16 protein-coding genes are annotated in these 12,008 nt (G+C 37.1%); 8 read left to right on the forward strand and 8 right to left on the reverse strand.

The genetic code is table 11. From position 1 onward, the window contains the following. Positions 1-95: 95 nt before the first annotated feature. The 8 genes from FHT21_RS03580 to FHT21_RS03615 all read right to left on the reverse strand — a co-directional run bounded on the left by FHT21_RS03580 (position 96) and on the right by FHT21_RS03615 (position 6,489). A complete protein-coding gene (locus tag FHT21_RS03580) occupies positions 96-779 on the reverse strand; it encodes an ATP-binding cassette domain-containing protein (protein WP_167293391.1) in 684 nt (227 codons plus the stop codon). A 1-nt stretch (position 780) separates the two neighbouring features. Continuing rightward, positions 781-984 carry a fructose-6-phosphate aldolase gene (locus tag FHT21_RS03585; protein ID WP_167293392.1) on the reverse strand — a complete coding sequence of 68 codons (204 nt, stop codon included), beginning with the start codon at positions 982-984 and terminating at the stop codon, positions 781-783. Between the two features lie 51 nt (positions 985-1,035). Beyond that, the gene (locus FHT21_RS03590; RefSeq protein WP_167293393.1) at positions 1,036-2,982 is read right to left on the reverse strand and encodes a gliding motility-associated C-terminal domain-containing protein; all 1,947 of its coding nucleotides are present in this window, start codon (positions 2,980-2,982) and stop codon (positions 1,036-1,038) included. A 78-nt stretch (positions 2,983-3,060) separates the two neighbouring features. Further along, the gene (locus tag FHT21_RS03595; protein ID WP_167293394.1) at positions 3,061-4,077 is read right to left on the reverse strand and encodes an acyl-CoA reductase; all 1,017 of its coding nucleotides are present in this window, start codon (positions 4,075-4,077) and stop codon (positions 3,061-3,063) included. A gap of 133 nt (positions 4,078-4,210) precedes the next feature. Continuing rightward, positions 4,211-4,624, reverse strand: a complete 414-nt coding sequence (locus FHT21_RS03600) for a helix-turn-helix transcriptional regulator (protein ID WP_167293395.1) — start codon at positions 4,622-4,624, stop codon at positions 4,211-4,213. 71 nt (positions 4,625-4,695) lie between these two features. Further along, on the reverse strand, positions 4,696-5,115 hold the full coding sequence (locus FHT21_RS03605) for a hypothetical protein (protein ID WP_167293396.1): 420 nt from the start codon (positions 5,113-5,115) through the stop codon (positions 4,696-4,698). A 17-nt stretch (positions 5,116-5,132) separates the two neighbouring features. Next, positions 5,133-5,708, reverse strand: coding sequence for a DUF4468 domain-containing protein (locus FHT21_RS03610; RefSeq protein ID WP_167293397.1), 576 nt, complete (start codon positions 5,706-5,708; stop codon positions 5,133-5,135). A 1-nt stretch (position 5,709) separates the two neighbouring features. Beyond that, entirely contained in the window at positions 5,710-6,489 is a 780-nt protein-coding gene (locus FHT21_RS03615; protein ID WP_167293398.1) for a hypothetical protein, read from the reverse strand. A gap of 133 nt (positions 6,490-6,622) precedes the next feature. Between FHT21_RS03615 and FHT21_RS03620 the strand changes: the two genes are divergently transcribed. The 8 genes from FHT21_RS03620 (at position 6,623) to FHT21_RS03655 (ending at position 12,008) form a co-directional block, all read left to right on the forward strand. After that, entirely contained in the window at positions 6,623-6,859 is a 237-nt protein-coding gene (locus FHT21_RS03620; protein ID WP_167293399.1) for a helix-turn-helix transcriptional regulator, read from the forward strand. 345 nt (positions 6,860-7,204) lie between these two features. After that, the gene (locus FHT21_RS03625; RefSeq protein ID WP_167293400.1) at positions 7,205-7,498 is read left to right on the forward strand and encodes a helix-turn-helix domain-containing protein; all 294 of its coding nucleotides are present in this window, start codon (positions 7,205-7,207) and stop codon (positions 7,496-7,498) included. 326 nt (positions 7,499-7,824) lie between these two features. Next, positions 7,825-8,823: an AAA family ATPase gene (locus FHT21_RS03630; RefSeq protein ID WP_167293401.1), complete on the forward strand. Its 999-nt coding sequence runs from the start codon at positions 7,825-7,827 to the stop codon at positions 8,821-8,823. Between the two features lie 2 nt (positions 8,824-8,825). Beyond that, on the forward strand, positions 8,826-9,665 hold the full coding sequence (locus FHT21_RS03635) for a hypothetical protein (protein ID WP_167293402.1): 840 nt from the start codon (positions 8,826-8,828) through the stop codon (positions 9,663-9,665). Between the two features lie 120 nt (positions 9,666-9,785). Continuing rightward, positions 9,786-9,965: a hypothetical protein gene (locus tag FHT21_RS03640; protein ID WP_167293403.1), complete on the forward strand. Its 180-nt coding sequence runs from the start codon at positions 9,786-9,788 to the stop codon at positions 9,963-9,965. Between the two features lie 68 nt (positions 9,966-10,033). After that, a complete protein-coding gene (locus FHT21_RS03645; protein WP_167293404.1) occupies positions 10,034-10,408 on the forward strand; it encodes a DUF3127 domain-containing protein in 375 nt (124 codons plus the stop codon). Between the two features lie 72 nt (positions 10,409-10,480). Next, positions 10,481-11,548 (forward strand): phosphoadenosine phosphosulfate reductase family protein, encoded by a 1,068-nt coding sequence (locus FHT21_RS03650; protein WP_167293405.1) that lies wholly within the window; start codon positions 10,481-10,483, stop codon positions 11,546-11,548. An 85-nt stretch (positions 11,549-11,633) separates the two neighbouring features. Further along, positions 11,634-12,008 (forward strand): PcfK-like family protein, encoded by a 375-nt coding sequence (locus tag FHT21_RS03655; protein ID WP_167293406.1) that lies wholly within the window; start codon positions 11,634-11,636, stop codon positions 12,006-12,008.

Consider the following 12,008-nt stretch of genomic DNA (forward strand, 5'->3'; position numbering starts at 1 on the left):
ACTATTTTGCCATAAACGGAAATCAGCCAAGCTGTCAGATTTATTTGTATTTATCTGAACAGATTGGCTGATTAGCTGACGGATGTCAGAATTTTTTATACAATTTGTGCATCTTCGTGCACAATTCCATTCTCACATTTAATAATGCGCGAAGGGAAAGTGCGGATGATATGGTAATCGTGTGTGGCCATTAATACAGCAGTTCCGGCCTGGCTAATCTGTTTTAAAAGGGTTACAATTTCTTCTGATGTTTCCGGATCTAAATTCCCGGTTGGCTCATCAGCTAAGATTATCTCTGGATCATTTAATAAAGCCCTGGCAATAACAATACGCTGCTGCTCACCACCAGAAATTTCGTGTGGCATTTTTTTGATTTTAGAACGCAAACCAACTTTGTCTAAAACATCTTTAATGCGTTCGTTAATTAGTTTTTCATCTTTCCAGCCTGTTGCTTTAAGCACAAATTCGAGATTTTTTTCAATAGTTCTATCGGTAAGCAATTGAAAATCCTGAAAAACTACACCCAGTTTACGGCGTAAAAACGGCACCTGATTTTCTTTTAGGTTTTTAAGGTCGAAACCAGCAATATTGCCTTCGCCATTGCCAATGTGTAAGTCGCCATATAATATCTTAAGCAAACTGCTCTTACCTGAACCTGTTTGCCCGATAAGGAATACAAATTCATCTTTTTCGATATGTAAATTTACGTTTGAGAGGACTAGATGTTTCTGCTGAAAAACATCAACATTGCTTAAATGAATTACTGAATTGCCTGCCATTTTATATTTCTAATTTTGCAATCTGCCCGAAAGGCAAATCTTTAACCATTTCCATAATGTATTCTTGCCTGTCTCCAAGTCCGAGTTTTTCCAGCGATTTATCAGGCCTATCAACCCTAAAATAAGCTAAAAGTGTAAACTTGTCATCTCTTAACTGTACGTAATCTGGAATTTTGGCTATGCCTTTAACTTTAACGATATACATTGTGTCCAAAAATAGCATTTCCAAATGATAAGCGAAAGAATGAAGTCCTTTTTATCTCATCAGCATTACCCAGCCGGTATAGCTTTTAAAATCTTTGTTTAAATAAATGCTATAATAATATATTGCTGGGGGAAGATCTTTCCCATTCATTTTTCCATCCCAGGCTTTAAAAGTTCCGATGCTCTGGTAAACGAGCTGGCCATATCGGTTGGTTACTTTCACAATTGAATTAGGGAAAGATGTAATAGCTGGAATGTTCCAGGTATCGTTTACATTATCACCATTTGGCGTAAAGGTATTGGGGATTACCACTTTTGGATAAACCTTGATGAAAACTTCATCACTGCTGCTGTTACAGCCTAAATTTGAGCTGGCATGTAAAGTATAGGTAATGTCTTCAGTTGGTGTAGCAATTGGATTGAGTTTGGTAGGATCGTCGAGATAATCTGATGGTGTCCAGAAATAGGTAAAATCATCTCCACTCACTTTACCGTTTAAAATGGTTGATTGTCCGGTAACGATCGTTTGATCCGCACCTGCATCGGCCATTACATTTTTATTCACATTGACGGTGATTTCTGCATCTGCTGAACATCTTCCATTAGAAACCTGGACAGTATATGTCGTGGTTTCAGTTGGTGAGGCGATTGGGTTAGCGATTTGAGGATCTGACAGACCTTTTGATGGGCGCCAAAGATAGGTAGAGCCACCCGATGCTTCTAATTGAACCGATTTACCTTCACAAATGGTTGCGCTTTGGATATTGGTTATCGGAATTATTGGATCTAAAATCTCAATTGTTGTTGTTGCAGGGAATGTACATCCATTTGCAGTCACCTGAACGGTATAAGTACCTTCCATCGCTTTGGTAGCATTGGGGATAGATGGACTTTTATCTGTTGAACTAAATTGATTCGGGCCCGTCCAGTTGTAACTTGTTCCGCCAGATGCATTTAACTGAATGTTATTACCAATACAAACTGGTCCAGAATTTTCTGCCGAAGCTGTTGGCAATGGATTTACAGTAACCTTTATTGGCTCCGATACTGCCCTGCAGTAAGTTCTATCGATATTGCCATTCATAGCCGTAATTAACCGATATTGATAAGTGCCAGCTACGCGATTTGAAAAATCTATAGCAGCTTGTTTCGTTGTTTTGCCGGCAATGTCAGTCCAGCCGCTACCTGTATTTTCCTGCCATTGGTAAACTGCGTTTGTATAGCCTGCAGTAATATTTGCATCTAAAACGAAATTGCTGGTATTACCCTCACACATGTTTAATAAAGGCGCATTCGTGTTGAAAAACGGAGCAATAGCTGGTCCGCAGGCTTGTACGGTAATATCATCTAAAGCAAAATCATTACCACTATTTGTTGGTGTGTTATTAACCAATTGTAAGATTACCGTTGAGCTATTGCTATTACTAAATTCAACGGAATATTGATGCCATGTTCCATCTGCGGGTACATTTTCGGTTGGTTTTTCGCCTAATATATTATTATTAGGATCAGTGATGCGCAAGATCATGTTTGGGGTTTGGGCATTGGCAGCAGGCGAATTTGCATTTAATACCCAAATGGATAAACGTAAAATGGTATTTGGGCATAGATTATCCATTCGCTGCTCAAAAAATACAGTTCGAGTTGCTATACCATCAATTAAAAGCATCAAACCATTAGGATCTCCAGTATGATCAGTGTGTGGTTGCCAGTAAATGGGAAGGGGATTGCCTGGTGTAGCTGGCGTTTTAACCAAACCCGATTGATTAGCCGTTAAATTACGTGGGCTTACTCCCGGAGGACCAACAAAAGTTGTATAAGTAGAGGCGCCTGGTGCATACTGCGCCAATGGGCCATACCAATTATCTGTACTATTTCCCTGTCCAAAGGTTTGACTAATGAGTGGTTGTCCGAAAGTTCCACTACAAAGTTGTGCTTTTGCTAAATTTGCAAACAAGAAGATAGAAAGAAAAAATAACGCTTTTAATAGAGAGTGCATTTACTGGCTCAGGTTTATGCAATATTAAATAAATTTAGAATCTAAATTGCTATGAATGAGCAAAGTTACTGGCCAATATTAGTTTAACCCATTCAAAAACTCTACAGTATTTACATTATCTGCATAATCCCAAAGTTTGGGATGCTGGCTTTGGCCAAAGCTGAAAGTGTTGAAACTTAAAGGCGATTTGGTAATGATACACTGAATGTTTTCTGAATTTTCCCTTAATTTATCTTCTACTTCTTGGAGCTTATTATATTCTTCGTAAAAGAGGACAGCCAAAGGCGATGTAAAGCTTTCATCCTCCTTTAGTAACAAAAAGCCGTTGTCGAAATGTTTGGCCGCATTAACCAGATAGATAGATTTATTGTAATCGTAATTGTTATTGTATTTAAAGTGGTTGATAATAGGCTGAAAACTTTCTATACCTTCATAAAAATTCGCAATATCATATCCTTTTGGGAAATATATTTTAGATACATTTCTACAGCCTAAGCCAAAATAATCAAAAATATCGTTACCCAGGTTTTGAATATCCTCGAAACTTTCCGAACCATCTAAAACTGCTACACTATTTCTGTTTTTCCTGATAATGTTGGGTACCTTGCTAAAATAGTAGTCAAAATAGCGTGATGAATTGTTGCTTCCTGTTGCAATAACGGCGTCAAAATCTTTTAAACGCTCAACATACTCTATTTTATCATCAAAAGCAGGTTCTATTTTAATCAGTTCGGCAATTACGGCTTTAATTAATTTATCATCAGCCGAAGAAAGTTTGATTAAAGCAATATTACCGGTGGCCAATACACATAAAACATCATGTAAACCCACCAGTGGTATGTTTCCTGCCAGGATTAAACCAACCTTTTTAGGTGATGTACTAAACTTAACCGATTCGAACCAAATGGCCAAATCAGCCTCATTTAACATTTCAGCAAAAGATAAAATAGATTTTTTTATGTTTTCTGCAGTAAACCATGCATTAGCACTTTCGGCACTATAAAATGCATTTCCTAGTATGTCAGTAGGGTTTGTAAGCAATTTACCTAGTTTGTTGAACGCGATTATTGCTTTTTCTTGAGTTAATGCTGACATATTTAGAATTATTATTAAGTGATTATATATTATATTTGCAGCGCAAATATTTATAATTTTATATAAAGTGTTATAAGTTAATTGTTTATAATGTATTTAATTATGTATGGTGTAAGCATGGTGTAAGTGACCGTTAAATTCCAGCCTTATCCAATCGTTTCTCCAGTGCATCCAGGAGGTTGAATGTTTTGATTTGATTTATCTCAAATACTTTAATCTTTTTCTCTAAAACGCTAATTTCGGCACGTAGTTCAGTGATCGTATCAATGGTATTTCTTTTCTTTGGGTCCTTCAATACCTCGGGTCCTGTCCCGTTCCTGAACCATTCCGAGTTCATGTTATATTTTGTGTAAATTTTCTCTAAAAGAGATAGGCTGATCTGCCTTTCGCCATTCTCTACATAAGACAAGGTTGATTGAGGTGTGTCCAATAGTTTCGCTGCCTTGTTCTGGCTAGGAGAAATGTACTTGGTTCTGAAATGTATCAATCTCTTAATTCTTTGCTGCTCCGCCGGATCTGATGCTATTTTATTTTTAATTCCTGACATTTTTTATAAATTATATTACAAAGGTAATTTGCTGGCGCTGTTCGCGCAATACCAAATAACTACTAGCTGATTTATTGGATGGTGTACTTATAATCCAGGTAACCGCATAGCTCATCGCCATTTCTAATTAACCAAAGGTCATTCTCTTGCTCAGGGTATTCCATGGTAAAGTGAATATTATCGTAAACCGCATCACCAAATATTAAAAGCATTTGATTGGTTTGATCTACTATTCGCTGTTCGCTGGTATTCCAGTTGTTAAACCTTACCTTATACATAGCCGGTTCAGCCTGTGCAATAATGTAAATGTTTATCGTGTCGTATTTATAAATGCCATTCTCATCAAGATCTGGCCAAGCACCAGCCTTAAATCCATTAACTGGCCAAAGGTCTGTTCCATAAATATGGCTTTCCTCCAGGATATGCATCACTGCAGAAAATACCCGGTTGATAATTCCCAATCTAATAGCCGACTGCTCCTTTTTGGTCATTATTAGAATTTATTGTTTTACCAATCATTCTTTTTTAACTCTCTATCCAAATTAAATACAAATGAATTAATCCAATTATCTATTGAATTTTTAATAGATTTTTTATAAAGGAAATATCCTTTGCGGCCCTCATTTTTGATAAAAATTGCATCTATTTCTACTGGCTTAGGCGAGTCACTTGATTTCAAGTAAATTTGATTCACTGTTTTTATAGTGTTATCCTCAGTTAACCGTTTTATATATGGTTCTATTTTTACTCTTCCATCTTTAAATTGTATAACTATATTATAGTCGATTTGATAAATATACCAAGTTAGTTTGTCGTCTTTTATCGAAGATACGTCTATTGCGTTAATAATAATAGATTCACCATCTATTTTAGTCAAAACTTTATCTGGATTATTATAAATAGACGATAGGTAAATCAACGCTTTTTTATACAAAGTTTCTTTTTTGGCATTGCTATAGGTATACACATTATATTTTAGTGTTGTATCCGAGCCTACAAACCCATTTTCTGTCAGATTGAATTGAGATTGACCAAAGCTTAGAAAAGGAATAAATGTTAGTAATGTTAAAATAGATTTTTTCATTTTATCTTGGTATTGAAACGTTTACGATATTGAATATTTGCTTTACATCATCAAGTTGAATATTAAAATCTGGATAAGTGTCTTTATCTGGATTAAGCGAGTGACATGTAATGAATCCGCTTTCAACATCATGTTTTATGATACGTTTATTTAATATTCCTTCAGTTTTATGTACAATTATATAATCTTTAAATCTGTGAGTATGAAATGGACTCCTCCAAAGATGTCTTTGTATCTCCCTACCGGTAGCAATACTCCCGTCTGGTATGCTTTCCTTAGATCCGTCATCCATTGAGTCTCCAACTATCTCAAAAGCTCTATAGTTGCCCCTATGCTGCTTTGTTACTATTATAGTATGTTTAGATAGTTCTTCAATATACTCAGGGTCAGCGTAGCCAGATAAATACCCTGCGTACGCATATTCATTAACTAAAGGCATTACCATTAAATATTGTCCATCTCCAAGCTCAATAAATGGGGTTTCTCCTTGTTCAATTGGGTAATTTAATTCTCCAATTAATCTTCCATTTGAAATGTCGACAGGGAGTATCATTTCTCCTTCGTTATTCTCAAACCATCGCCTAGAAACTCTTAGGTTATCTTCTAGCTTTTGGCCCATAGTCTTAGGTATTTTTCTTGAAGATTTAATTTCTGAAAAGTAAGATTTTGAAGTTTTGATCGCTTTTGCGAACTCCGAATCGTTCTTAAAATCGAAATGCTCTCGAATTTGGTTTAATTTTACGAACTTTTGTGCAAAATTATCTAGCTTTAAATCAGTCATTTACATATTTATGTTCGTTTTTACGAATTAATTATTTGTATAGTTCGTAAACACGAACTATATTTGTATCACATAACAATAACACAAAGGTAATTATAAACATTTAAAACGCATATCGCAAATAACTACTACTATGAACTCACTAGCTAATAATTGGGGTATTAACCTGGAAGTTGAGGTTGGCATATTGACGAAGCGGGAGATAGAGATTGTTCAGGGCTCGATTCTGCCGGATAAGGAATTGGCTTATAATCTAAATATGAGCTACTTCACATTGCTTTCGCATTTGAAAAACATTAGAAACAAGACTGGATTACAGGGTGGAAAAGAGCTTGTTTACTTCGGAATGAAAAAAGGACTAATTAATTAACTACAGGCCATGTATTATAAAAATCCAAACAGGTTTTATCCCTTAATTAAGGGTCAGATTTCTGACAGAGATTATAAATCAATATTGAAAAACACAATTACTGGAATCACCTATTGTAATGTGGTTTACGAAAAAATACCATTAAAATAATAATAATATGGAATTAGCACAAACAACTCCGGCAATTGGGGTTATGACAATCCTTAAGTCGCTCCCAGAAGGGAAGGAAGCTCCGTTCTTAATCAGTCGTGAAGGCTATATACGCAATCAGGCAAGTTTGGCTAACGAGCGTTTCCCAGACCGTGAATATAGTGTTAACCGAAAAGGCAAAACAGTAGTTGCGAGTTGGAAAAGGAGAGAACCATGCAAGGAGTAACATTAGTCGAAACTGAAGAATGGATTGGGCTAAAGCAGGATATCACAGATTTAAAAGCGCTGGTTGTTCAGCTTGCTAATAACGTCTTGAAAAAAGATCCATTATATGATCTTAACCAGGCAGCAGAAATACTGGGTAAAAGTTACCCATGGATATTTCAGAATAAACATAAGATAGGTTGCAGCAAGGTTGGAGGGGAATGGAAAATAAAGCAATCAACAATTGACAGTTATCTAAATCAATCATTTCATAAAGACCAATAAAAAATGACAGCTTTCGACCGACTATTACAAGAGTATCAGCGCCGTGTGGACATGGCATCTGCTGCTGAAATGATTACCCTTACAAATGAAATGCTAAACATCATCAACTATGGTAGGTAATCCAACAAAAGTGCAGGCAGTCTACGATAAGATTGCGCACCAGCACGCCCAATACAGGGAAGCCAAAAAAGCAGCAGTTAGAAGAGCAGCTAAAGCAACTTGGAAACACATGAGCGCTGATACGGCCTTTATAGTGTCGGTAGTAGCTTTTGTCATAGCAATAGTTTATACAGTAGTAACAATATTCACACATTAATATAATAGTCATGGAATTAAAAAAGGCATCCAGAAAACAGGTTAAGTTAAGGCTTAACATTTCTGCACCATCAGGAGCTGGTAAAACTTATTCGGCTTTAAGAATGGCAAAAGGTCTGGTAGGGGATTGGAACAAAATCGCAGTTATTGATACTGAAAATGGATCGGCGTCACTTTATTCGCATTTGGGCGAATTTAACACTATCGATATTAGCGCACCATTTACTCCAGAAAAATACATAGAAGCTATTGATGTATGCCTAGCCGCCGGAATGGAGGTAATCATTATGGATAGCACCACACATGAATGGACTACTCTGTTGGAAGAAAACGAAACATTGGCGCAAGCAAAGTTTCGTGGCAATACTTGGAGTGCATGGTCGCAAACAACGCCTCGTCACGATCGATTTGTAAATAAAGTGCTTCAATGTCCTGCACACGTAATTACCTGTACCCGTTCTAAAACTGAAACGGTAATGGGTGAAGATAAAAAGGTTAAAAAGGTTGGCATGAAAGATCAGCAACGTGAAGGGTGGGAATATGAATTAACTGTTTCATTAAACATTGATCGCGATACTCACCTTGCTATACCATCCAAAGATAGAACCAATTTATTTGAAGGTAAAAACCCATTCTTAATCACAGAGGAAATTGGTGAGCAAATTAAAGAATGGTGTGAAAGTGGTGTTGCAGAAAAACCTGCATCTGACAAACTACGTGAAGCAACTACTTTGGCAGAATTAGCTAACGTTTATAAATCTTTACCTCGTCATGAGCAAGAAGCTAATATTTGCTTGAAAGACCAACTCAAAGCTAAACTAACTCCCTCTACAACTCCAGAGCCTAAAGTACCAGTATTAATGCCTGATGCAGAATATAAGGCATTTATTGCCAAGCTTAAAAAGAAAGGTGAACCAGAATTAGTTGCTAAACGCGAATTCTTCGACTTCACCCCTGAGCAGGAAACAGAGATTGCAAACATTTTGGCATCATTAACAAATGCAGCTTAATTATGAACCTGCCATTATTTAAAATAAGAGCAAGTGCCGCCAGCGAAATTTTAGGCGGCACTATGGGATTAACTGACGTTCAGAACGCTAAGTTACTTGAACTAATTACAAGAAAAGAGCAGTCGGCTTTGGGTAGCGCTAAACCCTTAACTGAAAAGATGGAAGTTGAACTAGCTAACCTCATTTACAAGTTCGAAAATCCTGAATTACCGGAAGGCGCAAAAACATATTGCCAAAAATGGGTTAAAGAGCAGCTTTACAACAGGCGCAAGCACTTTAGCAATCTTTATCTTGAAAAGGGAATTCGGTGTGAAGATGGTGCCATTGAATTTGCATCAGAATACCACGGATGGGAAGGTGCTAAGAAGAACGATGAATGGTTTGAAGATGATTTCATGCAGGGAACCCCTGATATAATTTTGGAAGATCAAAGTCATGTAATTGATATTAAAAATTCTTATGACGCATTCAGCTTTCCGCTTTTTGAAACTGAGATTCCTACCAAAGGTTACGAAACTCAATTACAGGTTTATCTGCATTTAACGGGCCATCAATATGCAACTCTTTGCTATTGCCTAATGGATGCACCTTTGGACATCATGAAAGAGGAAATGCGAAGAATGAGCTGGAAAGAAGGTAGCATGGGGGCTATAAGTCACGAGTTGTATAATAAGGTTAAGGCTGAAATGACCTACTCAAACCTAATCCCTGAGTTACGTTTAAAAACTTTCACAGTCACCAAAGATCAATCGGTTATAGATGAATTGATATTCCGTGTCGAAAAGTGCCGAGAATACATCGAACAATTAATGAATTCAAAATTTCTAATCCAATCCGCTTAATCAACACATCACATATCTGCCCAATTTCGATGCTGATATCTTTGAAGATACTACTGGAGTAAGGGTGTAAATATATTTTTTGCTTAAAAACTATCACAATTTGATATTAAAAGTATTGATATGAAAAAGAAAATCGATCTTTCATCATTACCCATGCATATTATCAAAAAGAATGCAAAGTGGTTCCAAAATTCTAAAACAGGCGAGTGGATCTCTGCTGAAAAGATAAGCGATCACCTCCCAATGTCAGCTCCAAAAGCTGAGGCAATACTAGCTAAAAGATGGGATTTAAATTATTAATTAACCGCCAATGTTGGCAAAGCCGGCCAGGTGTATGGCGAATAAGTAAACAATTTAATACGTAAACAATGCAATTAACAGGACAATTAATCCAAACGACAGGTGTTGAGCAGATCTCGGAAACCTTCAAAAAAACAAATGTCATCATCCGAACGGAGTTTGACAGCCAGTACCCGCAGGAAATCAGCGTGGAGTGCCACAACGACAACATTGCGAAGCTAAAAGATTGCGGAGCTGCTGCAGGTGATGTAGTAACGCTTGACTGCAATCTACGAGGCAAGAAGTACACCAAGGATGGGGTAGACCGATGGTTTAACAGTATCGTTATGTGGAAGATCAGTAAGGTTGGATCAGCAGCGCCATCGCAACAAACAGCGCCATCGACTGCCACTACAACGGCAGCAAGCGCTACGCCTGATCCGGATGATGATTTCCCGTTCTAGGTAGCAAAAGCCCGCCTATCGCCCTGCCTGGTTCGCCATGCGGGGCTTTGGGGGTACAAAACCTTACGTTTTATGAAAGTCACACCACAGGAATTAGCAATAAGATTAGCATGGCCATTGGAACTGAAAAGAAAATGGGCAGTTAACCGGATTGCTGAGTTTGTCATTGAAATGGATGGGGAGGTTTATAATACTTTCTCCGGCGGGAAAGACTCCAGAACAGTTAAGGATTTGATTGATGGAATTTGGGACGGAAGATTTAAAGATGACTTACCGATACATATTTGGAGAAAGGTTGTCAGCTACGCTAAGCCATGCGATTCGTTTTGCAATACCGGATTAGAATTTCCCGAGATTGTTGAGTACGTAAAAACATTTGACAATGTTACTGAACTTAAGCCAAAAATGGGGTTTACTAGGGTTATCAAGGAAATTGGTGTAGCTGTTGGTAGTAAAAAAATAGCCATGATGATTAGGAGATTAAAAGGATATATTTCAAATCCCTCACCCACGAATGCGGCAACAAAAAATCTCTATCTACATGGAATTAAAAGTGATGGTTCAATATCAAAAGGATCTATGCTGCCAAAAATGTGGCGCAAGCTATTAGATGCTCCATTTAAAGTTTCAGATAAATGTTGTGATATTTTCAAAAAACAGCCATTTAAGTTATTTGAAGTAAAAACAGGTCTTAAACCTATAATAGGAACAACTGTAAATGAATCGGCCCAGAGAAAAGTGTCTTACTACATAACCGGATGCAACTCATTTGAAGAGGGCCACGAAAAATGCCGACCAATAAGTATTTGGACTGAAAAGGATATATGGGAATATAGTGAATTGTACGGAATACGCCATTGTGAGATTTACTATGATAGATGGCGTTGGGTTGAGCAGTTAGATGGTACTAAGGTTTGGACTTTTCTAACTGGTGAGAAATCTACCGGGTGCACATTCTGTTTATTTGGACTCCATTTAGATGATAAAACAAAAAATAACAGAATTCAACGCCTTGCTGTAACTCATCCTAAATACTGGCACATAGTCGTAATAAAATGTGGCTTAGGAGAAGTCCTTAAGTTTTGCGGTATTCCATTTATGCCGATGGCCGAAGTAGGAAAACAAACAGAATTATTATAAACCGGCAATATTGCCACCCAATCCCCCTCAACTTTTAAAACGGACTTAGTCTACCCGTGAGTTGAGGTATTAAACTTAAACGACCATGTCAAAAGGAACTGAAGCATTTAAAAAAATCATCAATGATCATTTACAGCACCGAGCTGTTAATGATCCACTATTTGCCGCGACTTTGGCAAAAGAAAATAAATCACTAGATGAATGTATCAATTACATATTTAGTGAAGTTAAAAAATCAGGGTGTGCTGGCTTTGCAGATGAAGAAGTATTTAATATGGCTGTACATTACTTTGATGAGGATAGCATTAAAGATGTGAAAAGTATTAATGGGAATGTAGTTGTTAATCATTCTATGCCTTCAAATAGCAAAGTAGATAAATCTGCAATACCGATGGCTAATCCATCACTGCCTATCAAGAAAGCTAAACCAGTTATATCTAATCAATCTTCACTATTCTGA

Source organism: Pedobacter sp. SG908 (assembly GCF_011759615.1).
GTDB classification, from domain to species: domain Bacteria; phylum Bacteroidota; class Bacteroidia; order Sphingobacteriales; family Sphingobacteriaceae; genus Pedobacter; species Pedobacter riviphilus.

What these genes read in the sequence shown, in the direction of transcription:
- FHT21_RS03580 (WP_167293391.1), bottom strand. Translation starts at nt 779, where the DNA reads ATGGCAGGCAATTCAGTAATTCATTTAAGCAATGTTGATGTTTTTCAG.
- FHT21_RS03585 (WP_167293392.1), bottom strand. Translation starts at nt 984, where the DNA reads ATGTATATCGTTAAAGTTAAAGGCATAGCCAAAATTCCAGATTACGTA.
- FHT21_RS03590 (WP_167293393.1), bottom strand. Translation starts at nt 2,982, where the DNA reads ATGCACTCTCTATTAAAAGCGTTATTTTTTCTTTCTATCTTCTTGTTT.
- FHT21_RS03595 (WP_167293394.1), bottom strand. Translation starts at nt 4,077, where the DNA reads ATGTCAGCATTAACTCAAGAAAAAGCAATAATCGCGTTCAACAAACTA.
- FHT21_RS03600 (WP_167293395.1), bottom strand. Translation starts at nt 4,624, where the DNA reads ATGTCAGGAATTAAAAATAAAATAGCATCAGATCCGGCGGAGCAGCAA.
- FHT21_RS03605 (WP_167293396.1), bottom strand. Translation starts at nt 5,115, where the DNA reads ATGACCAAAAAGGAGCAGTCGGCTATTAGATTGGGAATTATCAACCGG.
- FHT21_RS03610 (WP_167293397.1), bottom strand. Translation starts at nt 5,708, where the DNA reads ATGAAAAAATCTATTTTAACATTACTAACATTTATTCCTTTTCTAAGC.
- FHT21_RS03615 (WP_167293398.1), bottom strand. Translation starts at nt 6,489, where the DNA reads ATGACTGATTTAAAGCTAGATAATTTTGCACAAAAGTTCGTAAAATTA.
- FHT21_RS03620 (WP_167293399.1), top strand. Translation starts at nt 6,623, where the DNA reads ATGAACTCACTAGCTAATAATTGGGGTATTAACCTGGAAGTTGAGGTT.
- FHT21_RS03630 (WP_167293401.1), top strand. Translation starts at nt 7,825, where the DNA reads ATGGAATTAAAAAAGGCATCCAGAAAACAGGTTAAGTTAAGGCTTAAC.
- FHT21_RS03635 (WP_167293402.1), top strand. Translation starts at nt 8,826, where the DNA reads ATGAACCTGCCATTATTTAAAATAAGAGCAAGTGCCGCCAGCGAAATT.
- FHT21_RS03640 (WP_167293403.1), top strand. Translation starts at nt 9,786, where the DNA reads ATGAAAAAGAAAATCGATCTTTCATCATTACCCATGCATATTATCAAA.
- FHT21_RS03645 (WP_167293404.1), top strand. Translation starts at nt 10,034, where the DNA reads ATGCAATTAACAGGACAATTAATCCAAACGACAGGTGTTGAGCAGATC.
- FHT21_RS03650 (WP_167293405.1), top strand. Translation starts at nt 10,481, where the DNA reads ATGAAAGTCACACCACAGGAATTAGCAATAAGATTAGCATGGCCATTG.
- FHT21_RS03655 (WP_167293406.1), top strand. Translation starts at nt 11,634, where the DNA reads ATGTCAAAAGGAACTGAAGCATTTAAAAAAATCATCAATGATCATTTA.